Here is a 26,107-nt window from a genome sequence, read left to right on the forward strand (position 1 = left end):
GCATCGGCTGTCCATCTTGATAGGTGTCCCGGCCGAAACGTTCAACAACCCCTCTCATGTCAGGATAGATGTCATGATCCGCCTTTACGCCGCCCTTGCAACCGTTGTTCTGGCCGTGGGGCTGGGTGCCATGTGGCTGCTGACGCGCGGCGCCGGATCGGATGACCGGTTCGCCCAATGCCGGTCCAGCCAGATCGCAGGCGGCACTGCGGCCATCGGCGGCCCCTTCGAACTGGTCAATGGCAAGGGCGAGGCGGTCACCGACAAGGACGTGATCACCGAACCGACGCTGGTCTATTTCGGCTATACGTTCTGCCCCGATGTCTGCCCGTTCGACATGTCGCGCAACGCCGAAACCGTGGACATTCTGGCCGGGCGCGGCCAGTCGGTGACGCCGCTGTTCATCTCGATCGACCCGGACCGCGACACGCCCGAGGTGGTGGGCGACTATGCCTTCAACCTGCATGAGAGGATGATCGCGCTGACCGGCTCGCCCGAACAGGTCAAGGCTGCCAGCCAGGCCTATAAGACCTATTACAAGGCCCATGACAAAAGCGACGAATACTATCTGGTCGACCATTCGACCTTTACCTATCTGGTGACGCCCGAAGACGGATTCCTGGAATTCTTCAACCGCAATGACACGGCCGAGCAGATGGCCGACAAGGTTGGCTGCTTTCTGGATCGGCTCTAGCGCGCAACAGTCGGTTTGACCTTTGGCATGGCGCTGCTATTACTCAGGTCTGAGCCAAAGGCGTGAATTAGCGGAAAGAATAGAATATGGCAGACAGCTCTGACCTCGACATCGGCCCCGATAAATCACTGCTGTTGGTGGATGATGACGAACCGTTCCTGAGACGTCTGGCCAAAGCCATGGAAAAACGCGGGTTCGAGGTTGAAACCGCAGGCTCCGTTGCCGCTGGCCGCGCCATTTCCACCGCCCGCCCGCCCGCTTATGCGGTGGTTGACCTGCGGCTTGAGGATGGCAACGGTCTGGATGTGGTTGAAGTTCTTCGCGAAAAACGCCCCGACAGCCGGGTTGTGGTTCTGACCGGATATGGCGCGATTGCCACCGCGGTGGCCGCTGTCAAGATCGGCGCAACCGACTACCTGTCGAAACCCGCCGACGCCACTGACATCACCAACGCGCTGCTGGCCAAGGGCGACGAACTGCCACCGCCGCCGGAAAACCCCATGAGCGCGGACCGCGTGCGCTGGGAGCATATCCAGCGCGTCTATGAGCTGTGTGACCGGAATGTCTCCGAGACCGCCCGCCGCCTGAACATGCACCGCCGGACGTTGCAGCGGATATTGGCGAAGCGTAGCCCGCGATAGGGAACTGACTGAGCCCAGAAAGTGTTGCAACTCCTAGCTAAAACCGCGCCTGAAACTTGGGTGCAACGTCTGGGTGCATTTGTTTTTGGCACCATCTCGCTATTGTCCTTGCTTGTTGTGGGTGGTGTCGTTTTTCATGCATGGTCTGAGCCATGGACCATCGCAGGCGTATGGGCGAGCGCCTTTGGTTTGGTGCTTTGTACTTTGCTAACTCTGATTGGCATCGTGCATGCTGTGACGGCAGTTTTTCCCAATCTTCTCGGAAGCAGGCAAACGCGATCATCTCAACCGCACATTGATGTAAGCGAGTTAAATGCCGAGAAGCTGAGGTTTCTCTATCAGATTATCGGCTGGCTTTCTCTGATCGGTTTGTCGGCTATAGGGTATTTCTACATTTCCAATTGATTGGCCTCGCCAATCCGAGACGATTTCAACTGTTCTTAAGTCTTTTGGATTAACGCCTCATGCCTTTCCGTATACGCCTCCCGAACCTGAACCGGTGGCCTTAGCCTGATCTCCAATCCCTCCATCACCGCCCTATCGGGCCGACCAAAGAACTTCGTCGCTTCGGCCTCGGAAAACCCCGCGATCTGCGTTGCCTCCATCCAGGCGCTGATCTTGTCGGCTTTTTTAATCTGGCGTTTCACCGTTTTCGGAATCTCCGCAGGCAGCCCAAACCGGATATGGATCGCGGCTGCCAAACGGTCGTCCAGCGCGCCGTAATCCGGGCCTACGGCGGATTTGACGGGTGAGATCATATCTCCGATCACATATTCGGGTGCATCGTGTAACAAAGCCGCGAGGCGCCACTTTATCGGCGCTTTCGGGGCAATCCGGCCGAAAAGTTGCTCAACCAGAAGGGAATGTTCCGCCACCGAATAGGCGAAATCGCCCGCCGTTTGGCCGTTCCAACGCGCCACAAAAGCAAGCCCGTGCGCAATATCTTCGATTTCAATGTCCACGGGGGTCGGGTCCAGCAGATCCAGCCTGCGACCTGACAGCATCCGTTGCCATGCTCTGGGTTGTGTTGCCATTCTGCCATGCCTTGTGAAGTTGAACACGCAAGTTTCGCGTTTTTGTGGTATGGTGTATCTGTCGAGATCACTGGCTGCCAACTTTTTCTTGAGCATTCGTGCTTTGAATCGACACCTGGTGATACCGACATTTGTGCTGAGGGGGGCGCATGCTCCTCCCGGTGTGCCCCTCTCGGAACGTAACTCGTATCGAAAGGAGCTAGCTATGTTTAAGCGTCTGTTTGGAATAACCCTGGCCTTTGGAATGGCCGCCACAGCACCCCCTGCCTTTGCACAAAATTGCGCCGAGCGTGAGCATGTCATCGCCAAGTTGCAAAACAGCTATTCAGAAGAGCTGGCCTTTGGCGGATTGCAGAAAACGCGCGGGGCGCAATCGGTCATGGAGGTCTGGACCTCGGAGGAAACCGGAAGCTACACGGTTCTGGTGACCCAGGCGAACGGCATTAGTTGTATTGTCGCCGTTGGCACCGATTTTTTTGAAGCGGCCCCAAAGATTAAACTCAAGGGTCAACCCAGCTGATTTAAGCGGCGGAACATCCCGTTTCCGGCCATCCTCGTTGCCACCTGCCCCAAGGAGTGCTAGGGGCAGCCCCGGACTGTGAATTACCGGAGTGGAGCACCTGATGGCCGGGGACTATATCGTCAAAGACATTTCGCTGGCCGGGTTCGGCCGCAAGGAACTGGATATCGCTGAAACCGAGATGCCGGGCCTGATGGCGTTGCGCGCCGAATATGGCGACGCGAAGCCGTTGAACGGCGCGCGGATCGTCGGTTCGCTGCACATGACCATCCAGACGGCCGTTCTGATCGAAACGCTGGTGGCGCTGGGCGCGGATGTACGCTGGGCGTCGTGCAACATCTTCTCGACACAGGACCATGCGGCGGCGGCGATTGCCGAAGCAGGTATTCCCGTCTTCGCCATCAAGGGCCAGACGCTGGAAGAGCATTGGGATTATCTGGACAAATCCTTCCTGTTCGACGACGGCCCGAACATGATCCTCGACGATGGCGGTGACGCGACGCTGTACATCCTGCTGGGCGCGCGCGCCGAAGCGGGTGAGGACATCATCCCGGTTCCGGGTTCGGAAGAGGAAGAGGTGATCAAGAAACAGATTGCCAAGCGTATGGCCGCATCCCCGGGCTGGTTCACCAAGATGCGCGACCAGATTCAGGGCGTGTCCGAGGAAACCACCACCGGCGTGAACCGCCTGTATCAGCTGGTGAAAGACGGCCACCTGCCGTTTCCGGCGATCAACGTGAACGACTCGGTCACCAAATCGAAATTCGACAACAAATACGGCTGCAAGGAATCGCTGGTAGACGGTATCCGCCGCGCCACCGACACCATGATGGCCGGTAAGGTTGCTGTGGTCTGCGGTTATGGTGACGTGGGCAAGGGCTCGGCTGCCTCGCTGCGCGGTGCTGGTGCCCGCGTGAAAGTGACCGAAGTTGACCCGATCTGCGCGCTGCAAGCCGCGATGGACGGGTTTGAAGTCACCCTGCTGGAAGACGAAGTTGCAAGCGCGGATATCTTCATTACCACCACTGGCAACAAGGACGTGATCCGCATCGAGCATATGCGCGAGATGAAGGACATGGCTATCGTTGGCAATATCGGCCATTTCGACAACGAGATTCAGGTCGCCAATCTGCGCAACCACAAGTGGACCAACGTCAAGGAACAGGTGGACATGATCGAGATGCCCTCGGGCAACCGCATCATCCTGCTGTCCGAAGGCCGCCTGCTGAACCTCGGCAACGCCACCGGGCACCCGTCCTTTGTGATGTCGGCCTCGTTCACCAACCAGGTTCTGGCGCAGATCGAGCTGTTCACCAAAGGTGATCAGTACAACAACGAGGTCTACATCCTGCCCAAGCATCTGGATGAGAAAGTGGCCCGCCTGCATCTGGACCGCATAGGAGTGAAACTGACCCGGATGGACAGCGAACAGGCCGCCTATATCGGGGTGAAACCGGAAGGTCCGTACAAGCCCGAACATTATCGCTACTGAGTGACGGCGAAGCAGAATTCAGACGGCGGCCCATGTGGCCGCCGTTTTTCGTTGGATGACCTCTGTTTCAGCGCAGGGGCGGGATGAAATCCCCGCGCCCGCCGGGTGTCAGATCCAGAATATTCCAAAGCGGCCAGGCCGCATCCACATGACGCGGATGCCAGTCGCTGGGTTCAAAGAACATCTCGGAACTCCAGAAATGGTGGATGCCATCAGCATCCCGCTGAAAGACATTCAGAATCGGCAACTGGTTGCCGTCACCCGTCTCTGCCAGGTAATCGCGCTGATAGGTCGTGCCCAGCGCGGAATAGAGCGGAAGATTGTCCCAGCCCATCCGCGTGCTGAGGTCGCGCAGCTTTTCAGGCGAATTCTGCGCCACAATCGCGATCGAAACGGTTTTGGACAGATGGGCGATCTGCCCGTTGAGCCCGTCCAGAAAGGCCGAACACATCGGGCAGGCCGAGGTGGCATCCGGGCCATACATCAGCGAATACACGACCAGCGTATCCTGCGCGCCGAACAGCGACGACAGGGGCGCCGGGTCACCGGACAGTGTGTGAAAGACATAATCATCCGGCAACGCGCCCCCTTTTGGCAGGGTTCGGCGCAGGGCGGCGACGTCCTCGACCTTTTGACGCAGTTCGACCTCGGCCGCCAGCAGGGCGGCGCGGGCGGTTCTGTATTCGGCGGATTCGTTCGGGAAACTCACGGGCATGGGGCTCTCCTGCTTTCTATTTAACAAAAATGTTAAATTAAAATTTCCCCAAATGCAATCCACAGCCGACCGCCTGAAAGGGTTGCAATCCGCTCAGGGGGAAAGTGCGGAAATTTTCCCTTTGTTCGAAAATCGCAAATGTCTAACCTGCCTGCACTTGTTTCAAGGACGTGAGCAATCGCGGCAAAAGCTGCATTAAGGGAGAGTAATTCATGGGAAAACGCGACGAGTTGATCGCCAAATACGCAGAAGATCTGAAATCCAAATGCGGTGTGGATCCGGATATGGACCTTCTCACCAAAGTCACCATCGGCTGTGGCCCGTCCATTTATGACGCGGACGCCGCAACGGTGGCAGCCAGTCAGGACGCTGAGCTTGAGACGGTCAAGAACAACTTCCTGATCAAGAAGCTGGGCCTTTCGGACGGTCCCGAGCTGATGGAAGCGATCAACAAGGTATTGCAAACCTACGGCATGTCCGAGCGCAACAAATACCGCGCCGTCGTCTATTACATGCTGACCAAACATTTCGGCAAAGAGTTGGTCTACGGCTAACATTGCCCCGGGCAAAGCCACAATCGCGGGCGGTTTAAATTTTAAGCACTTGGCGTTTGTGCCCGCCGCATGAAATCGACTAGGATCAGGTTGTGACCAGGACGGTCAGAGCCAAAGATTTCCATACGCGTGTGGTGAGTAGGGAGCACGCGGGGGTAGGGAAGGCTCTGCGATCGTCAGGGCCTTCCCTTATTTGCAGTTCCGTTATTTTCCAGCCGGTACCTTAATCCGCCTGTGTCTGCCCAAGATCACAGATCACCTGCCATTCGGCATCGCTGACCGGTTGCACCGACAGGCGCGAGTTCTTGACCAGAACCATCTCGGCCAGGCGGTCATCGGCCTTGATCTGATCCAGGGTCACCGGTGTTGCAAAGGGGCGCACCGCCTTGATATCCACGCATTCCCAGCGGTCGTCATCTGTGGTGCTGTCGGGATGCGCTTCGGCACAGACTTCGACGATACCGACAATCGCCTTGTCCTTTTGCGAATGATAGAAAAACCCCCGGTCGCCAACTTCCATCTGACGCATGAAATTGCGCGCCTGATAATTGCGCACGCCATCCCATTCCTCGCCCGCTGCGCCTTTGGCCACCTGCTGATCCCAGCTCCAGGTCGAGGGTTCGGATTTGAACAGCCAGAACGCCATCAGCCCACCACCTTCTTCCAGACGATCAGGTCGACCGACTTGAACAACCCGGCCTGCGCATAGGGGTCGTTGTCGGCCCAATTCTGCGCGGCGGCCATGTCTTCGACCTCAAGGATAATGAGCGAACCGATCATCGCCTCGCCATTCAGCAGCGGCCCCGCCTGCGCGACGACTCCGGTTTCCTCGATATAGGCAAGATGGGCGGCGCGGTTGTCCAGCCGGGTTTGCAGGGCACCGTCCTTGTCCCGGGCGATAAGGGCGATCAGCATGTTATTCCTCCTTCAGGGGGCGGTTGAGCAGGGTTTGGATGGCTTGCGCCACACTGTAGGCGCCGTGGCTCAGATCCGCCACCGTAGCACTGATGGGCATGTCGAGCCCTTCCTTGGTGGCGATCGCGGTCATGGCGCGCGCGGTGGCGACACCTTCGACCGTGGTGCCGGTGTCAAAGGGACGATTCAGACCCAAAGACAGGCCAAAACGGTAATTTCTGGACAATTCGGACGAACAGGTCAGCACCAGATCCCCCAGCCCGGACAACCCCATCAGCGTGTCCGGACGCGCGCCGCGCATCAGCGCGAACCGCTGCATTTCGGCGAAACCGCGGGTCATCAGGGCAGCGCGGGCGCTGTCGCCCAACCCGGCGCCGATCGCCGCGCCGCAGCCGATGGCCATCACGTTTTTCAGGGCACCGCCCAGTTCGGCGCCGATCACGTCGGTGGTCCGGTAAAGGCGCAAACTGGCCGTGGTCAGTACATTCTGCAAGGTTTCGCCCAGATCGGGCGCGGCGCAGGCCAGGGTCAGCGCAGTGGGCAACCCGCGCGCGATGTCGTCGGCAAAGCTGGGGCCGGTCAGCAGGGCAGGGCGCGCGTCCGGTACGGTCTGCCGGATCACCGAGATCGGACCCAGACCTGAGGACAGCTCGATCCCTTTGCAGCAGGCCACCAGCGTCTTTCCTGCAAGTAGCGGGGCGTGGGCCTGTAGCGCGCTGCGCAGTTGTTGCATCGGCACCGACAGCAGAAGGATTTCGCTTTCGGTGGCCCGGGCAACCTCGGACGTGACGGTGATTTCAGTGGGCAAAGGCACCCCAGGCAGGCGCGCTGCATTCTCGCGCGTGTCCCGCATCTGACGGGCTTGATCCGCGTCCCGCGACCACAGGGTCACCGGCCCGGTCCCGGCCAGCGATATTGCCAGCGCCGTGCCGAACGCACCGGAGCCCAACACCGCAACGCTCATGCCTTGGCGCCTTTCCGGCCGCCGCCCAGCATGGCGGGGCTGGTCTGGTCCAGCGGCCAGCGCGGCCGCGCGGTCAGGTCCAGCCCGTCGCGCGCGCCGGTGCGGAACCGCTCCAGCCCGGCATAGGCGATCATAGCCGCATTATCGGTGCACAGGTTCAGCGGAGGGGCGGTGAAACGGGTGCCCTTTTCGGTACAAACAGACTCTAACGCGAGGCGAATTGCAGAGTTCGCCGCCACGCCGCCCGCTACTGCGATCACCGGGTCTGCGGGGTTCTCCTGCAGATACCGGTCGATGGAGCGCCGGGTTTTCTCGGCCAAAGTGTCGACAATGGCCTGTTGAAATCCGGCGCAAAGGTCGGCGCGATCCTGACGGGTCAGACCGCCTTTTTCGGCCACGATCTGATCCCGCATCCGCATCAAGGCGGTTTTGAGCCCGGAAAAGGACAGGTCACATCCGGGCCGGTCCAGCAATGGCCGGGGAAAGCGGAAACGACTGGCATCACCGGACCGCGCCTCGGCCTCGACCGAGGGGCCGCCGGGTTGCGGCAGACCCAGCAGGCGGGCGGTCTTGTCAAAAGCCTCGCCCGGCGCGTCGTCGATGGTGCCGCCCAGGCGGGTAAAGCGCTCGGGCCCATGGGCGATCAGGTACTGGCAATGCCCGCCCGACACCAACAGCATCAGGTATGGAAAGGGGATCCCGTCGGTCAGGCGCGGCGTCAGCGCATGCCCGGCCAGATGGTTTACCCCGATCAGCGGCAGACCGGTTGCGGCGCTCAGCCCCTTGGCGCACATGACACCCGACATCACGCCGCCAATCAGGCCGGGCCCGGCGGTTACCGCCACCGCGTCCATGTCGGAAAGGGTCAAACCGGCCGCCTCCAGCGCCTGACGGACACAGATATCCAGCTTTTCGGCATGCGCCCGCGCGGCGATTTCCGGCACCACGCCGCCGAAGGCGCTGTGCAGGTCGGTCTGGCCATGCACGATGGACGACAGCACCTCGGCCCCGGCGCCATCGGTCTGGCGCACGACCGCCGCGGCAGTATCGTCGCAGCTGCTTTCCAGCCCCAGAACGGTAAGTGTTTGCACCATTGGTCTGATCCGTTGCATCATGACTGCCAAGCGGGGTATCACCCTGCGCGGACGCAAACAATCCCAAGGCCGAAGGCGCCGCCTGTTGAATTTGTTGATGACCCGCCCTCGCGCCGCCTCTGAGAGGTTTGTTGCGCAGTTGCCGACCCGCGTCAGGTCTCGGGTTGCGGTTATTTATTCCCCGTTATTGGAAATCCGGCCCCTGCCGGTGCAGGTGGAGACCGCCGGCATGCGCGGGTTGATCTTTACCTCGGCCAATGCGGTCAATGCTGCCGTGTCTCTGGGTTTGACGCGCGATGTGCCTGCGTTTTGTGTCGGTCCAGCCACCACGGGAACCGCCAAGGGCGCCGGCTGGAACGCGCATATGGTGGGTGCCACGGCCGAGGAACTGGTGGGGTATCTGCTGAAACACCGGCCCGACAGCCCCCTGCTGCATCTGCGGGGGGAACATAGCCGCGGCAATATCGCCGAACGGCTGACCGAGTCGGGGCTGACCGTACAGGAACAGCCGGTCTATCAGCAGCGGCTGTTACCGCTGACATCCGAAGCCGCCGCCGCAGCAGATGGCATTTCCCCGGTGATTGTGCCGCTGTTTTCGCCCCGAACGGCGCGACATTTTGCCGACATCTGGACCGGCGCGGCGCCCCTTTGGCTGGCCGCGATCAGCGACGCCACTGCCGAATCCCTTTATTCATTGGATTATGCGCGGCTCAAGATTGCCAAAGAGCCGACACCGAAGAAAATGCGGAAAGCCGTTAAAAAACTTGTCAAACATGCGATGCGGGTTGAGAGCGACGAGACCTCCGATTAACTTGGTCTGGTCTGTTATTGCTGTGATTTTGGATTCGATAAGGGGATTGTGCGGTGGCTGGTAAGAAGAAAACCGATCAAAAGCCTGTGGATGAACCCAAGTCGCAGGACGTCGTCGACTCCGTGCCCGAACAGGATGACGCGCCCCTTGACGTCTCCGAACCGGTAGAAGAGGCCCTTTCCGAAGCCGAAGCCGAAGCCGAAGCCGAAGCCGAAGCCGAAGCCGAAGCCGAAGCCGAAGCCGAAGCCGAAGCCGAAGCCGAAGCCGAAGCCGAAGCCGAAGCCGAAGCCGAAGCCGAAGCCGAAGCCGAAGCCGAAGCCGAAGCCGAAGCCGAAGCCGAAGCCGAAGCCGAAGCCGAAGCCGAAGCCGAAGCCGAAGCCGAAGCCGAAGCCGAAGCCGAAGCCGAAGCCGAAGCCGAAGCCGAAGCCGAAGCCGAAGCCGAAGCCGAAGCCGAAGCCGAAGCCGAAGCCGAAGCCGAAGCCGAAGCCGAAGCCGAAGCCGAAGCCGAAGCCGAAGCCGAAGCCGAAGCCGAAGCCGAAGCCGAAGCCGAAGCCGAAGCCGAAGCCGAAGCCGAAGCCGAAGCCGAAGCCGAAGCCGAAGCCGAAGCCGAAGCCGAAGCGGTTCCGGAAAAAATCGTTGAACGGACGGTCGAAAAGCGGGGCGGCTTCGTTCCGGCGCTGATCGGCGGCGCGATTGCGGCGGCGCTCGGGTTTGCGGTGGGCAATGCCGGGCTGTTCGGTTCAGGCGATACCGATGCGATTGCAGCGCTGGAATCCAAACTTTCGGATCAGTCGGACCGGATCGAGTCGCTGTCGAATTCGCTGACCGACAGCGCCGATCTGAATGAAAAGATCAGCGCCCTGACGGATCAGATTACCCCGATTACTTCGGATCTGGACGCGCTGAAATCCGCTATTGACGGTCTGGCGGGCAAGATTGGCCCACTGGCCAGCCGTCTGAGCGATCTGGAAAACGAGGCATTGACGCAGGGCGCCTCGCCCGAAGTGTCGGCCGCTTTTGAGGCTGAGTTGAAGAAACTGCAGGATTCGCTGGCCGCGCAGCGGGCGGAGGTCGAGAAAATGGTCTCGGACGCGCAGGCGCTTGAGACTGAGGCTGCTGCCAAGGCGCAGGCAGCGACAAACGCGGCAATCCTGTCGCAGGTTCACGGACAGCTGGATGCGGGCCAGCCTTATGCTGATCTGATTTCGGAACTGACTGCCGCAGGCGTGGATGTGCCCGCAGCGTTGTCCGACCCGGCCGAAAAGGGTGTGCCGACCCTTGCGTCGCTGCGCGCGACCTTTACGCCGGCGGCCCGCGCCGCCCTGTCGGATGCGCGCGATGCCGACAAGGGCACCGGTCTGGTCGCCTTTCTGCAACGTCAGACCGGGGCGCGTTCGGTGACACCGCAAGAGGGCGACGGCCCCGATGCGGTTCTGTCGCGGGCGCAGGCGGCCCTGTCCAACGGTGACATCCCGGCCGCCCTGAGCGAAATTCAATCCCTGCCCGATGCGGCGCAGGCGGCGCTGGCGGACTGGCAACAGGCCGCTCAGACACGTGTCGCCGCTGTGGACGCCGCGAATACGCTTCAATCCGGCGTGAACTCGAACTGAAGGACCTGCCATGCTGTGGTCACTGTTTAAGATCCTAGTTTTTGTAGCGATTATCGGGCTGCTGGCCGTGGGTGCCATGTTCCTGATGGAAACCAGCGGCGGGGTTCAGATCACCGCCGGGGGTACGGAATACACGCTGGGGCCGCTGCAATCGGTGATCGCGCTGGGCGTTCTGGTCTTTGCGATCTGGCTGTTCTTCAAGCTGCTGACCCTGCTGATCGCGACGCTTCATTTTCTCAATGGCGACGAAACCGCCCTGTCGCGCTATTTCGACCGTAGCCGGGAACAGCGCGGCTATAAGGCGCTGGCCGACGGGATCATGGCGCTGGCTTCGGGCGAAGGGCGCGTGGCGATGACCAAGGCGAACAAGGCCGAGAAGTTGCTGAACAAGCCCGAACTGACCAATCTGCTGGTGGCACAGGCCGCCGAGATGAACGGTGACACCAAAAAGGCGTCGGATACGTACAAGAAGCTGGTCACCAACAACGCCACCCGCTTTGTGGGCGTGCGTGGCATCATGAAACAGAAGCTGGCCGAGGGGGATGACGACACCGCCCGCAAACTGGCCGAAAAGGCGCTGGCGATCAAACCCCGCCACCAGGAGACGCAGGATATCCTGCTGGGCCTGCAAACCAAGGCGCAGGACTGGGCCGGGGCGCGGTCGACATTGACCGCCAAGCTGAAATCCGGACACCTGCCGCGCGATGTGTTCAAACGCCGCGATGCGGTTCTGGCCCTGTCCGAGGCCAAGGATATTCTGGACGAAACCGCAACCGTCGAACAGCAGGAGCACGCGATCGAGGCCAACCGCCTGTCGCCCGATCTGGTTCCGGCGGCGGCAATGGCTGCGCGGGCCTATATCGAAAAAGGCAAGCCGCGCGCCGCAACCAAGATCCTGAAAAAGGCGTGGGAAGTTCAGCCGCATCCCGATCTGGCCCATGCCTTTGCCGAGATTGCGCCGGATGAAACCCCGGTCGACCGGATCAAGCGGTTTACCGCACTGACCCGTATCCATCCCGAAAACCCGGAAACCCGCCTGATCCTTGCCGAACTGAACATCGTGGCCGAGGATTTCCCCGAAGCCCGCAGGGCGCTGGGCGATGTGGTCGAGAAACAGGCCGATGCCCGCGCCTACACGCTGATGGCGGCCATCGAGCGGGGCGAGGGATCGTCAGACGCGGTGGTACAGGGCTGGCTGGCCAAGGCGCTGAACGCACCGCGCGGGCCGCAATGGGTGTGCGACAATTGCCATGATATTCAGGCCGAATGGGCTCCGGTCTGCCAAAACTGCCACAGCTTTGACACACTCAGCTGGCAGACTCCGCAGACCCCGGAAATCGCCACCGCGACCGGCGTCCACATGCTGCCCCTGATCGTCGGCGCGCTTGAGGACCAATCTGACCCCGAGCCCGAAATCGAAGAGATCGAGGACCCTGCCGGCCCCGAGGTGATTGACATGGAGGTCGAACCCGTGCGGCCCGATGTTGAACCTGCGGTCGAAAAACCGGCCTAGTGTGCCGTTTCCACGTTGAACGCGTCGTTCCACAGCTTGAACAGCCCGGCCCGCCGGTTCTGATCCCGCGCCACCAAAAGCGCCGGGGACAGGGCGATGAAACGGCGGGCGCTGGGGGTCAGCCCGGTCTCGGTTTCGTCCATCCGGGCGACCAGCCCCGAAGCCGCCAGCAGGCTTTGGCCGTCGGGTGACAGCAGGAAATCCAGAAACCCGGTCGCCGCTGCCTTGTTGCGGGCGTGGTCCGGAATCATGAGGGCGCGGGACAGCACCAGCGTATAATCCTCGGGCAGGATCACACCCACACCGGGCGCCTCGGCATTTGCCACATAAGACCCAAGCACATTGTAAGCGATCAGGAATCGCCCGTCGCCCACCGCGCGGATGATTTCGGCCGAACAGCAGGTTGCGACGGCATCCACCCGGGCAAACCCTTCGATCAGCGAACCGAACGTCGTCGCCTCAAGACTGTCGCCATAGGCAAACAGATAGCCCAGACCCGAGGCCGCAATGTCATAGGTCGCCACGCGCCCGCGCAGCAGGTCGGGCTGCGTGCGCATCGCATCCAGCAGCGCAAAACGGCTGCGCGGAACCTCGTCATCCCGCAGATAGGTCTTGTTATAGACAATGACCGCGGGTTCGGTGGTGATGCCCCACAGCTCATCGCGCCAGCGCCGGGCAGAAGGCAGCGCATCGGTCAGGTCCGAACTGTAGCGAGAGGCGCAGGCCGAATTGACCAGCCAGACCATCTGCTGAATGGCCGAGGAAAACACCACATCGGCGGGGTTTTCACCCGTTTTGCAGACCGTGCGGCTGTGCTGGAACAGTGCATTCGATCCCCATTGTTCATAGGTGATCTCAAGATCGGGGTTTTGCTCGGCGAAACGCGCAACCACAGGAGCAATGATTGCGATGTCGGTGGTGGAACGGATCAGCATCGGGGTCTGGCCGGCGCCGAACCGGGCCGTTGCCTCCTGCGCCGACACTACGCCCGAGATTGCAGACAGAAGCGCGCTGAACAGAAGAACCCGGATCATGACATGCCCCCGTCCCGTGCGGCCGGAAACCGCAGTGCTGCGCGAAAGCCGCTGTTGTCGCGCGCCATTTCCACCTTGCCGTCAAACGCCTCGGCGGTGGATTTCACGATTGACAGGCCCAGACCGGCGCTGTCCTCGCCCGAGCCCGTGTTGCGGTTGAACCGGTCTCCCAGATTTTCCGCGACGGGCGTGGCGGGGCCCGGGCCCTGATCCCGGACCCACAGCACCGCCTGCCCGGCCTCTTGCGCAGCGCCGATGCTGACAGGGGGGCGACCGTGGCGCAGCGCGTTGCCCAGCAAGTTCTTGGCGGCCTCGCCGATTGAAAATGCGTCCGCATGTACCAGAACAGGGGTTTCGCCGATGTCCAGCCGCACCTCGACCCCCGGGGCGATTAGCTCGTGATCGCTGTGTTCCAGCACGTCCAGCGCCACCTCGCGCAGGTCAACGGGGCGGCGGGGCGCGCTGTCGATGCGGTGGATGACCATGGCCCGCGACAGCAGTTGATCCAGCAGCGTGCCAAGGGACCGAGTGCGGCCAAGCAGCCGGGCCAGGGCGCGTTGCCTTGCCGGCGGGTCGGGGTCGTCCTGCGCGATCTCGGCCTGGACCCGGATCGCCGCAACCGGCGTGCGCAGCTGGTGCGCGGTGTCGGCAATCAGGTTGCGCATTGTGTCCACCTGCCGGTCCAGCCGCCCCATGAAGCGGTTCATCGCGTGCAGCATGACCTGCAACTCGCGCGGCAGCCCGTCGCTGGCCATCGGCGTCAGGTCATAAGGGTCGCGGCGGGTCAAATCCTCGGACAACGCCTCAAGCGGGCGCAGGGCAGAGCGGGTCACAAACCAGGACATGATCAGCAGCAGCATACCAGCCACCGCCATCGGCAGCAGCGCGTCCCGCATCAGCCCCGCTGTCATCGACTGCCGGGCGCGCAGGGTCTGACCGACCAGAATTTCGACCTCGCCGGAAAAGTCGCGCTCGGCAAACAGGCGGGTCACGCGGACGAAGCGGGCCGGTTCACCGTTCAGCCCGGCGGCAAAATAGAAGGGCGCGGTCCCGGTGTTCTGCGGAACCTCGATCACGGTGTCGCGGTCCAGCCCGGTGATGAACGGGCCGCCCGGGATCTGCACCGCATAGAAAATCCGGTCATCCGGGGCTTGCGCCAGCAGCTCAAACGCCGAAACCGGAAGATCGACGATGGGCGCGCCGTCCTGAATGCGCACCGACTCGGCGATATCGCTTGCCGCCCCCAGCAGCAGCCGGTCATAGGCCTGCCGGGCCGCCAGCCGGCCATTCGCCCAGATCGACAGGCCCACCAGGAAACCGCCCAGTATCAGGATCAGGACCACGGCGCTGAGAACGCGGGCGGTCAGGCTGTGGGGCAGGCGCAGGCTAGCCATCCAGACCGATCCGATACCCCACGCCGCGCCGGGTGCTGATGCTGACTGTGCTGCCGGTGAATTTCTTGCGCAGGCGGGCGATATAAAGCTCGATCGCGTTTTCGCCGACATCCGCATCCTCGAAGCCATAGAGCGAGTCGTAAAGCCGCGCTTTCGACAGGTACTGCCCCTCGTGCCGGATCAGTTCGTCCAGCACCGCAGCCTCGCGCGCGGTCAGGTTCACGCGCTTGCCGTCCAGCGTGGCGCTGCGGTCCTTGGGGGCGTAGATCAGCGGGCCCAGCGCGATCTGTTCGCTTTTGCGGTCCGCATCGCGGCGCACCAGCGCGCGCAACCGGGCCTCAAGCTCGCGCTGATCGAAGGGCTTGCCCAGATAGTCGTCGGCCCCCTTGTCCAGCGCGGCCACGCGATCCTCGACCGAGGTCAGCGCCGTCAGCATCAGAACCGGAATACGATCGCCCGAGGCACGGATCCTGCCCAGGAAATTCAGCCCGGACCCGTCGGGCAGGTTGATGTCCAGCAGCATCGCGTCATAGCTCTGTACGGCGCGGAAATCATGGGCTGATTCCACGGTGGTCGCCAGATCGCACACCACGCCCGAGCGGGCCAGATGGGCCACGACGCCTTCGGCCAGATCCTCGGCATCCTCGATCATCAATACGCGCATGGTTCCCCCAAAAACCGCCCACCCGGAACGTGACAGGTTCGTGACAGCATTATTCGGTAAACAGGTTCAACCTGCAAGGAAAGGTCATGCGCCCATTCCATGCGGGGACCGGTTTCGGCTGCGGGACAGCAGCCCAAAAAGACCTGAGGAGGAGACACGAATGAAACTGTTTGGAACCAGCGGCGCGATTGCGGCTGCTGTCTTTGCCCTGTCCGGCGTTGCTGCCAGCGCACAGGAATGTATCGCCCCCGCCAACCCCGGCGGCGGTTGGGATTTCACCTGCCGTCAGGTGGGTAAGTCGCTGCAGGATCTTGGTCTGATAGACCAGACCATGCAGGTCGTGAACCTTGCCGGCGGTGGTGGCGGCGTGGCCTTTGCCGAAGTGGTGAACAAGCGCGGCGAAGACAGTGAACTGATCGTTGCCGCCAGCGCCGCCACCGCCACCCGGCTGGCGCAGGGGGCCTATCCGGGCAATTCGATGGATCAGGTGCGCTGGCTGGCTGCGATTGGCGCGGATTACGGCGTGATCGCCGTTGCGGCGGACAGCCCGGTCAACACGCTGCCCGAACTGCTGGACCAGATCAAAGCCGATCCGACGGCCGTGTCGGTCGCGGGCGGATCAGCCGTGGGCGGCTGGGACCACCTGAAGGTTCTGATCGCCGCAAATGCCTATGGCATCGACGATGTGCGTTCGGTCAAATACATCGCCTTTGACGGCGGTGGCGAGGCGGTGACGCAGTTGCTGGCCGGTTCGGTTCAGGCCTTCACCGGCGATATCTCGGAAGCCAAGGGATTTGTGGACTCCGGCGACATCAAGGTGGTCGCGGTGCTGGCCCCCGAACGTCTGCCCGGCGAGTTCGCTGAATTCCCGACCGCGAAAGAGCAGGGCGTGGACGCCATCGGCGCCAACTGGCGCGGCTTCTACGCTCCGGGCGGCATGACCGATGAGGCTTATGGCGACTGGGTTGGCAAGATCGGCGATCTTTATGCCTCGGACGAATGGAAAGGCGTGATGGCCGCCAACGGTCTGGCCCCGCTGGACCTCCAGGGCGCTGCCTTCCAGGACTTCGTCGCTGAATCCGTCGGGCAGATTCAGACCATCTCGAAAGAGATCGGGATCATCAAATAGCACCACCCACCCACAGGTATCCGGGCGCTGCGTTTGCCGCGGCGCCCGGATCAACAGATTTACCCGAACCAAAGGAGACACCGATGAGTGACCGCATCTTCGGGGTTGTCGGACTGCTTCTCGCCATCGGCTTCGCCATATCCGCGCTGGCGATCGAAGAAAGCTTTTTGTCCGACGCCGTTGGACCCAAAGCCTTCCCGCTGATCATCGCCGCCATTCTGGGCCTGTCCAGCATCGTGATCGCCCTGCGCCCCGACGCCGAACCGGAATGGCCCGCGCTGGGCCGTCTGGTCGAGGTCGGCGCGGCCGTGGTCATGATGATCCTTTACGCCGAATTCCTGCCGGTGGTGGGTTTCGTCATCGCCACCGCCTTTGCCGCCACCTATCTGGCCTGGCGCCTGGGGTCCGGCCCGATTGAAAGCGTGGTGGTGGGCGTCGGCACGTCTTTGGGCATTTACGTCATCTTCCATCTGGTTCTGGGCCTGTCGCTGGCCCGCGGCCCGTTGGGTTTCTGAGGAGGGGATCATGGAAACGCTTGCATCCCTGGGCGACGGCTTTGCCATCGCGCTGACATGGCAGAACCTGATGCTGGCCCTGCTGGGCTGTTTTCTGGGCACGATCATGGGCGCGTTGCCCGGTCTGGGCCCGTCAAATGGTGTCGCCATTCTGATCCCGCTGGCCTTCACGCTGGGTCTGGGCGCGACACCGTCGCTGATCCTGCTGACCAGTGTCTATTACGGGGCAATGTACGGCGGGCGGATCTCATCCATCCTGCTGAACATCCCCGGTGACGAGCCTGCGATGATGACCTGTCTCGACGGGCATCCCATGGCGAAAAAGGGTTTTGCCGGCGAGGCTCTGTCGCTGTCCGGCATCGCCTCATTCGTGGGCGCGTTTCTGGCCACATGGGGGCTGATCTTCCTGGCACCACAGCTGGTGAAGATCGCACTGCTGTTCGGACCGGCCGAGTATTTCGCGCTGTTCGCGCTGGCCTTCATGACGCTGGGCGGCGTGTCCTCGACCAATCAGGCGAAATCCGCCTTTGCCGCAGCGCTGGGCCTTGGACTGGCCACCATCGGTGTCGATACCCAGACCGGCGTGCCGCGTTTCACCTTTGGCGAGGTGCATCTGTATGACGGGCTGGATTTCCTTGTGGCCATCGTTGGCCTGTTCGCCCTGTCTGAAGTGTTCATCTTCCTCGAACGCCGCCACGGCGGCTCGGATGCGGAGGGGCGCAAGCTGAATATCGGCCGCCTCTACCCGCCGATGTCGATGATCCGAAACTGCACGCCAACCATGCTGCGCACCTCGTTCCTTGGCTTCATCGCGGGCGTCCTGCCGGGAGCTGGGGCGTCACTGGGCTCGTTCATTTCCTATTCGATGGAGAAGCGGCTGGTCGACAAGGAAAACACCTTCGGCACCGGCGATCCCCGTGGCGTGGCCGCGCCCGAGGCCGGCAACAACGCCGCCGCCGGAGGGGCCCTGGTGCCGATGCTGGCGCTGGGCGTGCCGGGGTCCGGGACCACGGCCGTCCTGCTGGCGGTTTTGCTGGCGCTGAACATCACGCCCGGGCCATTGCTGTTCACCCAGAACCCGGATGTGGTCTGGGGTCTGATCGCGGCGCTGTTCATCGCCAATTTCATGCTGCTGGCGATGAACATCCCGATGGTCGGCCTGTTCACCCGCGTCCTGATGATCCCGTCGCGTATCCTGATGCCGATTGTGGCCATGGTCAGCTTTGTCGGCATCTATGGCATTTCGGGGTCCAGCTTTGATCTGCTGGTGATGATCGGGTTCGGCGTCATGGGCTGGGTTCTGCGCAAGCTGGACGTGCCGCTGGTGCCGATCATTTTGGGCACGCTTCTGGGCAACTCGATGGAGAACAACCTGCGCCGCGCGGTCACCATCGACAACGGCAACTGGTGGACCCTGATCGACAGCCCGCTGTCCATCGCCCTCTGGGCCATTGCCATCATCGGCTTTGTCCTGCCGCTGATCGTGGGTGCGCGGCTCAAGGCTAAGATGCACCAGCGCCGGGACGAGGAAGGCGCGATCAGCGACTGAGGCAAACGGGGACCGCCCTTGCGCAGGGGCGGCCCCGGCATTTCGTGGCCATCAGCCAATTGTCGCAATCAAATCCGTTTGCTAACGTCGCCCTCGCGTCGGGGAGGGCGCGCAAACCCAAATGCTGGATTATTCCCATAACGCCTGGCTTGTGGCGGCGTCGCTGGCCGTGGCGCTGATGGCCGGATTTACCGGCCTCTATCTGACCCATGGCGCGTCCAGGCTGGACGATCAGCGGCGCAAGCTGGTCGTTGCGCTTGCTGCGGTCATTCTGGGCGGCGGTATCTGGTCCATGCATTTTGTGGCGATGCTGGGTCTGCAACTGCCGATCCTGTTCTACTACGATGCTCTGATCACGTTGATCTCTGCGCTGGTGGCCATCCTGATGGTGGGTCTGGCGCTGCTGCTGCTGCATTTCCGCCCCCGCAGCGTGCAAACGATGATCGGGGCCGGGGTTATCGTCGGTCTGGGCATTGTGGTGATGCATTATGTCGGCATGGCCGGGATGCAGCTGTGCCGCCCGGTCTACACCGTCTGGGACGTGGCGATTGCCACGCTGGCCTCGGTCGTACTGTCGGTCATGGCGATCTGGGTGGCCTATGACAACCGCACCCAGCGCAACATCCTGCTGGGAACCGTGTGCTTTGGGCTGGCGGTGTTCACCATGCATTTCGTGGCCACCGGTCTGACCGATTTTGTCGCCAGCGACAGCGCGGGCGGGGCCGGGCCGGCGCTGAACAATCAGGTGCTGGCGATGGGGGTCACGGTGGCGGTGTTCCTGATCTGCGGGGCGTTCCTGCTGACCGGGATCAGCTTCATCGGGCCGGAACCCGGGGCAGGCACCGAACCTGGGCCCGAACCCGAGCCCGCCACCCTGCGCGCAGGCGTCCCGTTCGAGCGCGAAGGCCAGACCTTTTTCGCAACGCCCGCCCGGATTGCCGCCATCCGGGCCGAGGGGCACTATACCGTGCTCTATATGGGTGCGGAAAAGCTGTTCTGCCCCTGGTCGATCACCGAGGCCGAAGCGCGGCTGAAACCGGATGGCTTTCTGCGCGCCCATCGCAGCTATCTTGTGAACCCCAGCCATGTCTCGGGCTTTGAGCGGCACAAGGATAACGGCACCTGTTATTTCGACAGTGTTGACGCATTGGCCAAAGTGCCTGTCAGCCGATCCCGCCTGCCGGACATTCGCGACGCGCTGGGGCTTTGATCGCAGCTCGTGCGCCCTATTCGCAACTGGTGAAACAAGCGGCGCGCCCCGTTGCCTGTGACTGGAAGACATAAGGCGGCAGCCGTTTTTCTGATCTCAGGTCCCCCAAGGCAGATCGCCCGGACCCAGGGAGGAAAAACATGATACCAGCCGGTTTTGAGTATCACCGGCCAGGCGATATCGCCTCGGCCATTGGCATCTTGCAGGAACACGGAGACGAGGCGCGCGTGCTTGCGGGCGGGCACAGCCTGATCCCGATGATGAAACTGCGCATGGCCGAGATGAACCATCTGGTGGACCTGCAGGCCATAGACGAATTGAAGGGGATCGAGATCGGGTCTGACAAAGTGACCCTGGGCGCGATGGTCACGCAGCACGAATTGATCACTCATGACGGTCTGGCCGCCGCGATCCCGTTGATCCGCGAGGCGGCGTTGCAGATCGCCGACCCGCAAGTGCGCTACATGGGCACCGTGGGCGGCAACGTCGCCAATGGCGATCCGGGTAATGACATGCCGGGGTTGATGCAGTGCCTGAACGCGACGTTTGAACTCTCTGGCCCTGATGGCGACCGCAGCGTCGCTGCACGTGACTTCTATGAGGCCGCCTATTTCACCGCCCGCGAAGATGAGGAAATCCTGACCCGCATTTCTATCCCGGTTCCGGGCGCAGGCGTCGGTCAGGCGTACGAAAAGCAAAAGCGCAAGATCGGCGATTATGCGACCGCAGCCGCAGCCGTGATGGTGGGCAACGGAACGGCCTCGGTCGCGATGACCAATCTGGCCGACACGCCCATCTGGTCCGAAAGCGCCAGCAGCGCCTTGGCGGGCAGGGATGTCGAGGGCTGCGTCGCGGCGATGCTCGACGCGATCGACCCGGTGGTCGACAACCGCGGCCCCGTCGAATTCAAGAAACACGTGGCCGCCGTGATGCTGCGCCGCGCCATCGACCGCGCGCAAAGCCGCGCGGGTTGAGGGAGGGGAACCCATGTCGAAAATGCACGTCAAACTCACCGTGAACGGCAAACCGGTCGAAGGACTGGCCGAGCCGCGCACGCTTCTGATCCACTTCCTGCGGGAAGACCTGAAAATCACCGGGCCTCATATTGGCTGCGAGACCAGCCATTGCGGGGCCTGCACCGTGGATATCGACGGTAAGTCCGTCAAATCCTGCACCACCTTCGTCGCGCAGGTGAACGGCGCGGATATCACCACAGTCGAGGGGCTGACCAATGACGATGGCAGCCTTGGTGTGTTGCAGGAAATGTTCCGTGAACATCACGGGCTGCAATGCGGTTTCTGCACGCCGGGTATGATCACCCGCGCGCATCGCTTGCTGCAGGAGAACCCCAACCCGACTGAAGAAGATATCCGCTTTGGCATGGCCGGCAACCTGTGCCGCTGCACCGGCTACCAGAACATCGTCAAGGCGATCTCGGCCTCTGCCGACATGCTCAATGCACAGAAGGAGGCCGCGGAATGAACGACCAAACTCTGACCCCCGAAGAACGCGCCGCCAACCTCAAAGGCATGGGCTGTGCCCGCAAACGCGTCGAAGATGTGCGCTTTACCCAAGGCAAGGGCAACTATGTCGATGACATCAAGCTGGACGGGATGCTGTTCGGCGACTTTGTGCGCTCCCCCTACGCACATGCCCGTGTTGTCAGCGTCAACAAAGAGGCAGCCTTGGCTCTGCCCGGTGTGATTGCTGTTTTGACGGCCGAAGACCTGTCGCCTTTGGGTCTGCACTGGATGCCGACGCTGGCGGGTGACAAGCAAATGGTGCTGGCCGATGGCAAAGTGCTGTTCCAGGGCCAGGAGGTGGCTTATGTGGTCGCCGAAGACCGGTACATCGCGGCGGATGCCGTGGAACTGGTCGAGGTTGAGTATGAAGAACTGCCCGTCCTCACCGATCCGTTTGAGGCGCTGAAATCGGACGTTGTCCTGCGCGAAGACCTCGAAGGTCAGACGGAGGGCGCGCATGGCCCCCGAAAACACCACAACCATATCTTCACCTGGGAGCAGGGCGACAAAGACGCGACCGAATCGGTTCTGGCCGAGGCTGACGTGGTGGCCGAAGAAATGGTCTATTACCACCGCACCCATCCCTGTCCGCTGGAAACTTGTGGCTGCGTGGCCTCGATGGACAAGGTGACCGGCAAGCTAACGCTCTATGGCACGTTTCAGGCCCCGCACGCGATCCGGACGGTTGTGTCGCTGATCTCGGGTCTGGCCGAGCATAATATCCGCGTGATCAGCCCCGATATCGGTGGCGGTTTCGGCAACAAGGTCGGGGCTTATGCGGGCTATGTCTGTTCGGTTGTGGCGTCCATCGTGACCGGCAAGCCGGTGAAATGGGTCGAGGACCGGATGGAGAACCTGATGACCACTGCCTTTGCCCGCGATTACTGGATGCAGGGCAAGATCGCTGCCACCAAGGATGGCAAGATCACCGGTCTGTGGTGTCATACCACGGCGGATCATGGCGGGTTCGACGCCTGCGCTGATCCCACCAAATTCCCCGCCGGGTTCATGAACATCTGCACCGGGTCTTATGACATCCCCACCGCCTATCTGGCCGTGGATGGTGTCTATACCAATAAGGCTCCGGGAGGAGTGGCGTATCGCTGTTCCTTCCGCGTGACCGAAGCCGCCTATTTCATTGAGCGGATGATCGAGGTTCTGGCCATCAAGCTGAACATGGACGCAGCTGAACTGCGGCGGATCAACTTCATCAAGGCCGATCAGTTTCCGTATCAATCGGCGCTGGGCTGGGAATATGACTCGGGCGACTATCACACCGCCTGGGATAAGGCGTTGAAAGCTGTGGACTATGACAGTCTGCGCGCGGAACAGGCGCAGCGGATCGAGGACTTCAAAGCCGGGAAAACCCGTAAACTGCTGGGGATTGGTCTGACGCATTTCACAGAAATTGTGGGTGCAGGGCCGGTGAAGAACTGCGACATCCTCGGGCTGGGCATGTTCAACTCGTGCGAAATCCGTATCCACCCGACCGGGTCCGCCATCGCGCGGCTGGGGACAATCTCTCAGGGTCAGGGCCATGCCACGACCTTTGCCCAGATCATCGCCAGCGAGATCGGCCTGCCTGCGGATGATATTACGCTGGAGGAAGGTGACACCGATACCGCGCCTTACGGGCTGGGCACCTATGGGTCACGTTCTACTCCGGTTGCGGGGGCGGCAACGGCAATGGCTGCGCGTAAGATCCGCGCCAAGGCGCAGATGATCGCGGCCTATCTGTTGGAAGTCCACGACGACGATGTTGAATGGGATGTGGATCGGTTCGCCGTCAAAGGCGCGCCCGAGCGGTTCAAGACCATGAAGGAAGTCGCCTTTGCAGCCTATAATCAGGCGATTCCGGGGTTGGAGCCGGGTTTGGAGGCGGTCAGCTATTACGACCCGCCGAACATGACCTATCCGTTCGGGGCCTATATCTGTGTCATGGAGATCGACGTGGATACCGGCGAATGGGAGGTGCGGCAGTTCTATGCGCTGGACGACTGCGGCACGCGAATCAACCCGATGATTATCGAGGGGCAAGTCCACGGTGGCGTGACCGAGGCACTGGCCATCGCGATGGGCCAGGAAATTGCTTATGATGAGATGGGCAACGTGAAAACTGGCACGCTTATGGACTTCTTCCTGCCGACCGCATGGGAGACGCCCAACTACACCACCGATCACACGGTGACCCCGTCACCGCACCACCCGATTGGCGCCAAGGGTGTAGGTGAAAGCCCGAATGTAGGCGGCGTGCCGGCGTTCTCGAACGCGGTGCATGATGCGTTCCGGCCCTTTGGCTTGGTGCAGAGCCATATGCCGCATGACCATTGGCGCATCTGGAAGATAGCGAACGGTCTGGGGCTGCACGGGTAATCGGTCTCGGACCGGCTTGCGCCGGTCAGACCGAACGGAGGGGGTTCTACCCCCTTCGAACCTCCCCCGAGGTATTTATAGCCAGATGAAGATTGGATCCTGGTTTTGACTTTGAGTGATGTACAAAACGGATTGTCCGCGCAGGGTTATGTCGCAGATGACCGGTTGGCGATGGCGCTGCATCTGGCGCAGGAGCTGGGGCGGCCTTTGTTGCTGGAAGGGCCGGCAGGCGTGGGCAAAACCGAAGTGGCCAAGGCGCTGGCGGCGTGGCGGGATGCGCGCCTGATCCGGCTGCAATGCTATGAGGGGCTGGATGCCAGCCATGCGATTTATGAGTGGAATTATCAGCGCCAATTGTTGGCCATTCGCGCCGGTGAAGCGCAGGGAGGGATTGCTGAGGCGCAGTTGTTTTCGGACGACTACCTGCTGAAACGGCCTTTGTTAGAGGCTATTTCGGAAGAGAAGCCTCCGGTTCTTCTGATTGATGAGATTGACCGGGCGGATGAGGAATTCGAAGCGTATCTGTTGGAGATCTTGTCGGATTTCCAGATCACGATCCCTGAACTTGGAACCGTAAAGGCGCGAGTGCGACCCATCGTGATCCTGACTGCCAACGGAACGCGCGATTTGTCGGACGCGCTGCGGCGGCGGTGTTTGTACGGCTTCCTCGATTACCCGTCGCGCGAAACGGAACTGGCGATCCTGCAGGCGCGCATGCCGCAGATCGAAGCGGTGCTGGCGCGACAGATCGTCGGTGTCGTGCAGGCGCTGCGCAAGGAAGAGCTTGAGAAAAGGCCGGGCATTGCCGAGATGCTGGATTGGGCGGCGGCGCTGTCGGGTTTGGGCGTCAACGATCTGGCCAGATCGCGGGATGAGGTGCAGGCGACCCTTGTCTGTCTGCTGAAGACCGCCGCGGATTACGACGCCGCGCCGCCAGAGGTGATGGATCGTCTGATCGGGAAGGTGGCGTGATGCGGGTCACCCGGTTTCCGTCGCGTGCTGCGGGACTGGCAGACCGCATGTCCGGCTTTATCGCGCATCTGCGCATGAACGGTATGCCGGTGGGACCGCGGGAAACCGGCGATGCGCTTGCGGCGCTGGCGGCGGTTGAAGCTACCGATGCGCATCAGGCGCGGCAGGCGCTGTGCGCCGTTCTGGCAGGCGATGCGGATGACTGGCGCCGCTTTGACGACCTGTTTGACGCCTATTGGTTCAACTCCGGCAGGCACCGGCAGGGATCGGCGCAAACCGCGCATGTCCGGGTGCAGGCTGCGAAGCCGATGATCTGGCAACAGCCGGACAGTGACGCGGAAGAGGAGCAGAACGGATCGGATCAGGCCACCGCTCCTGATCCGGGCGACAGGGAGGCTGTGGGGAGAGACGGGAAGCTGATCGCGACCCGTACGGCCAACCTGTCGCGCCGGGATCTGCGGGAATTGATGGATGAACAGGCTCTGAAACAGGCCGAAACGGTTGCATTGAACCTGGCGCGTGCAATTCGCGACCGCCGATCGCGCTGGCGCAGGCAATCCCTGCGCGGCCCGGCGCTGGACATGCGGCGGATACAGCGGGCCAGTCTTGCGCGTGGCGGAGAGCCGATGGACCTGTTCCGCCGCGCCCGGCCTCCGCGCCCGATGCGGATCGTCGCGCTGTGCGACGTCAGCGGGTCGATGACCGTCTATGCGCGCGTCTTTCTGGCCTTTCTCAAAGGTCTGATCGGCAGTGACGCACAGGCGGATGCCTATCTGTTTCACACCCGCCTGATGCGCGTGACCGATGCGCTGCGCGACCATGACACGTTGCGCGCGGCCGGGCGGCTGTCGCTGATGGCCGAGGGGTTCGGGGGCGGCACGGATATCTCGGGCAGTCTGGAGCGCTTTCTGGCCGGGTATGGCGCCCGGGCGCTGAACGGGCGGACCATCGTACTGATCCTGTCCGACGGTTATTGCAGCTCGGACCCGCAGGCGCTGGGCGAGGTGCTGGCGCGCATCCGGCGCAAGGCGCGGCGGATCGTCTGGCTGAACCCGCTGAAGGGCTGGCAGAACTACCAGCCCGTCGCGGCAGCGATGCAGGCGGCTGAACCGCATCTGGACGCGCATTTGCCCGCCAATACGCTGGACGCGCTTGCGGCGCTGGAACCGCAGTTCCGAAGGTTGTGA

Annotated in this window: 27 protein-coding genes; 18 read left to right on the top strand and 9 right to left on the bottom strand. The window is 62.0% G+C overall.

The window, feature by feature from the left end; all coding sequences use genetic code 11:
* The first annotated feature begins 73 nt into the window (after positions 1-73).
* From ACXAC3_RS03410 to ACXAC3_RS03420, 3 genes are all read left to right on the top strand, one after another.
* Complete coding sequence (locus ACXAC3_RS03410) at positions 74-694, top strand: SCO family protein (RefSeq protein WP_475156370.1); 621 nt, start codon at positions 74-76, stop codon at positions 692-694.
* A gap of 86 nt (positions 695-780) precedes the next feature.
* Positions 781-1,335 carry an ActR/PrrA/RegA family redox response regulator transcription factor gene (locus ACXAC3_RS03415; protein WP_142637470.1) on the top strand — a complete coding sequence of 185 codons (555 nt, stop codon included), beginning with the start codon at positions 781-783 and terminating at the stop codon, positions 1,333-1,335.
* A gap of 21 nt (positions 1,336-1,356) precedes the next feature.
* Positions 1,357-1,740, top strand: a complete 384-nt coding sequence (locus tag ACXAC3_RS03420; RefSeq protein WP_475156379.1) for a hypothetical protein — start codon at positions 1,357-1,359, stop codon at positions 1,738-1,740.
* Positions 1,741-1,775: 35 nt separating this feature from the next.
* Here the strand turns inward: ACXAC3_RS03420 and ACXAC3_RS03425 are convergent, their stop codons facing one another.
* Positions 1,776-2,369 (bottom strand): HD domain-containing protein, encoded by a 594-nt coding sequence (locus tag ACXAC3_RS03425; RefSeq protein ID WP_475156384.1) that lies wholly within the window; start codon positions 2,367-2,369, stop codon positions 1,776-1,778.
* Between the two features lie 205 nt (positions 2,370-2,574).
* Here ACXAC3_RS03425 and ACXAC3_RS03430 point away from each other — a divergent pair, with 205 nt between their 5' ends.
* A complete protein-coding gene (locus ACXAC3_RS03430; protein ID WP_475156389.1) occupies positions 2,575-2,889 on the top strand; it encodes a hypothetical protein in 315 nt (104 codons plus the stop codon).
* Between the two features lie 103 nt (positions 2,890-2,992).
* Positions 2,993-4,381 carry an adenosylhomocysteinase gene (gene ahcY / locus ACXAC3_RS03435; RefSeq protein ID WP_475156392.1) on the top strand — a complete coding sequence of 463 codons (1,389 nt, stop codon included), beginning with the start codon at positions 2,993-2,995 and terminating at the stop codon, positions 4,379-4,381.
* A 67-nt stretch (positions 4,382-4,448) separates the two neighbouring features.
* Here ahcY and ACXAC3_RS03440 read toward each other — a convergent pair whose 3' ends face one another.
* A complete protein-coding gene (locus ACXAC3_RS03440) occupies positions 4,449-5,096 on the bottom strand; it encodes a DUF899 family protein (protein WP_475156394.1) in 648 nt (215 codons plus the stop codon).
* A 212-nt stretch (positions 5,097-5,308) separates the two neighbouring features.
* On the opposite strand from ACXAC3_RS03440, the gene ACXAC3_RS03445 reads away from it, so the two are divergent.
* Positions 5,309-5,650 carry a DUF2853 family protein gene (locus ACXAC3_RS03445; protein ID WP_475156402.1) on the top strand — a complete coding sequence of 114 codons (342 nt, stop codon included), beginning with the start codon at positions 5,309-5,311 and terminating at the stop codon, positions 5,648-5,650.
* A gap of 223 nt (positions 5,651-5,873) precedes the next feature.
* Here the strand turns inward: ACXAC3_RS03445 and ACXAC3_RS03450 are convergent, their stop codons facing one another.
* The 4 genes from ACXAC3_RS03450 to tsaD are packed head-to-tail and all read right to left on the bottom strand — an operon-like array spanning position 5,874 to position 8,623.
* On the bottom strand, positions 5,874-6,296 hold the full coding sequence (locus ACXAC3_RS03450; RefSeq protein ID WP_475156406.1) for an EVE domain-containing protein: 423 nt from the start codon (positions 6,294-6,296) through the stop codon (positions 5,874-5,876).
* Positions 6,296-6,565, bottom strand: coding sequence for a YciI family protein (locus ACXAC3_RS03455; protein ID WP_475156409.1), 270 nt, complete (start codon positions 6,563-6,565; stop codon positions 6,296-6,298). The genes ACXAC3_RS03450 and ACXAC3_RS03455 overlap by 1 nt, the downstream gene beginning before the upstream one ends.
* A 1-nt stretch (position 6,566) precedes the next feature.
* On the bottom strand, positions 6,567-7,529 hold the full coding sequence (locus ACXAC3_RS03460) for an NAD(P)H-dependent glycerol-3-phosphate dehydrogenase (protein ID WP_475156411.1): 963 nt from the start codon (positions 7,527-7,529) through the stop codon (positions 6,567-6,569).
* Positions 7,526-8,623 (bottom strand): tRNA (adenosine(37)-N6)-threonylcarbamoyltransferase complex transferase subunit TsaD, encoded by a 1,098-nt coding sequence (gene tsaD / locus ACXAC3_RS03465; protein ID WP_475156414.1) that lies wholly within the window; start codon positions 8,621-8,623, stop codon positions 7,526-7,528. The genes ACXAC3_RS03460 and tsaD overlap by 4 nt, the downstream gene beginning before the upstream one ends.
* 97 nt (positions 8,624-8,720) lie before the next feature.
* Between tsaD and ACXAC3_RS03470 the strand changes: the two genes are divergently transcribed.
* Genes ACXAC3_RS03470 through ACXAC3_RS03480 form a run of 3 tightly spaced genes read left to right on the top strand, consistent with a single transcriptional unit; the run spans position 8,721 to position 12,557 of the window.
* Positions 8,721-9,434, top strand: coding sequence for a uroporphyrinogen-III synthase (locus tag ACXAC3_RS03470; protein ID WP_475156418.1), 714 nt, complete (start codon positions 8,721-8,723; stop codon positions 9,432-9,434).
* A gap of 53 nt (positions 9,435-9,487) precedes the next feature.
* Complete coding sequence (locus ACXAC3_RS03475) at positions 9,488-11,044, top strand: COG4223 family protein (RefSeq protein WP_475156424.1); 1,557 nt, start codon at positions 9,488-9,490, stop codon at positions 11,042-11,044.
* Between the two features lie 10 nt (positions 11,045-11,054).
* A complete protein-coding gene (locus ACXAC3_RS03480) occupies positions 11,055-12,557 on the top strand; it encodes a heme biosynthesis HemY N-terminal domain-containing protein (RefSeq protein ID WP_475156430.1) in 1,503 nt (500 codons plus the stop codon).
* Here the strand turns inward: ACXAC3_RS03480 and ACXAC3_RS03485 are convergent.
* Genes ACXAC3_RS03485 through ACXAC3_RS03495 form a run of 3 tightly spaced genes read right to left on the bottom strand, consistent with a single transcriptional unit; the run spans position 12,554 to position 15,649 of the window.
* Positions 12,554-13,591 carry an ABC transporter substrate-binding protein gene (locus ACXAC3_RS03485; RefSeq protein WP_475156434.1) on the bottom strand — a complete coding sequence of 346 codons (1,038 nt, stop codon included), beginning with the start codon at positions 13,589-13,591 and terminating at the stop codon, positions 12,554-12,556. The genes ACXAC3_RS03480 and ACXAC3_RS03485 overlap by 4 nt on opposite strands.
* Positions 13,588-14,985, bottom strand: a complete 1,398-nt coding sequence (locus ACXAC3_RS03490; RefSeq protein WP_475156439.1) for a sensor histidine kinase N-terminal domain-containing protein — start codon at positions 14,983-14,985, stop codon at positions 13,588-13,590. The genes ACXAC3_RS03485 and ACXAC3_RS03490 overlap by 4 nt, the downstream gene beginning before the upstream one ends.
* Positions 14,978-15,649 carry a response regulator transcription factor gene (locus tag ACXAC3_RS03495; RefSeq protein ID WP_475156445.1) on the bottom strand — a complete coding sequence of 224 codons (672 nt, stop codon included), beginning with the start codon at positions 15,647-15,649 and terminating at the stop codon, positions 14,978-14,980. Before ACXAC3_RS03495 ends, ACXAC3_RS03490 begins: the two co-directional genes overlap by 8 nt.
* 160 nt (positions 15,650-15,809) lie before the next feature.
* Between ACXAC3_RS03495 and ACXAC3_RS03500 the strand changes: the two genes are divergently transcribed.
* From ACXAC3_RS03500 to ACXAC3_RS03540, 9 genes are all read left to right on the top strand, one after another.
* On the top strand, positions 15,810-16,778 hold the full coding sequence (locus tag ACXAC3_RS03500; protein ID WP_475156449.1) for a Bug family tripartite tricarboxylate transporter substrate binding protein: 969 nt from the start codon (positions 15,810-15,812) through the stop codon (positions 16,776-16,778).
* A gap of 83 nt (positions 16,779-16,861) precedes the next feature.
* A complete protein-coding gene (locus ACXAC3_RS03505; protein WP_475156453.1) occupies positions 16,862-17,293 on the top strand; it encodes a tripartite tricarboxylate transporter TctB family protein in 432 nt (143 codons plus the stop codon).
* Positions 17,294-17,303: 10 nt separating this feature from the next.
* Positions 17,304-18,842, top strand: a complete 1,539-nt coding sequence (locus tag ACXAC3_RS03510) for a tripartite tricarboxylate transporter permease (RefSeq protein ID WP_475156457.1) — start codon at positions 17,304-17,306, stop codon at positions 18,840-18,842.
* A gap of 121 nt (positions 18,843-18,963) precedes the next feature.
* Entirely contained in the window at positions 18,964-20,052 is a 1,089-nt protein-coding gene (locus ACXAC3_RS03515) for an MHYT domain-containing protein (protein WP_475156461.1), read from the top strand.
* 140 nt (positions 20,053-20,192) lie between these two features.
* The gene (locus tag ACXAC3_RS03520) at positions 20,193-21,026 is read left to right on the top strand and encodes an FAD binding domain-containing protein (protein WP_475156467.1); all 834 of its coding nucleotides are present in this window, start codon (positions 20,193-20,195) and stop codon (positions 21,024-21,026) included.
* A 13-nt stretch (positions 21,027-21,039) separates the two neighbouring features.
* The gene (locus ACXAC3_RS03525; RefSeq protein ID WP_475156470.1) at positions 21,040-21,534 is read left to right on the top strand and encodes a (2Fe-2S)-binding protein; all 495 of its coding nucleotides are present in this window, start codon (positions 21,040-21,042) and stop codon (positions 21,532-21,534) included.
* Entirely contained in the window at positions 21,531-23,948 is a 2,418-nt protein-coding gene (locus ACXAC3_RS03530) for an aerobic carbon-monoxide dehydrogenase large subunit (RefSeq protein ID WP_475156473.1), read from the top strand. Before ACXAC3_RS03525 ends, ACXAC3_RS03530 begins: the two co-directional genes overlap by 4 nt.
* A 105-nt stretch (positions 23,949-24,053) precedes the next feature.
* Positions 24,054-24,920, top strand: coding sequence for an AAA family ATPase (locus ACXAC3_RS03535; protein ID WP_475156475.1), 867 nt, complete (start codon positions 24,054-24,056; stop codon positions 24,918-24,920).
* Positions 24,920-26,107: a vWA domain-containing protein gene (locus tag ACXAC3_RS03540; protein WP_475163355.1), complete on the top strand. Its 1,188-nt coding sequence runs from the start codon at positions 24,920-24,922 to the stop codon at positions 26,105-26,107. Before ACXAC3_RS03535 ends, ACXAC3_RS03540 begins: the two co-directional genes overlap by 1 nt.

The sequence above is a fragment of the Ruegeria sp. ABV4_181 genome (assembly GCF_056158465.1).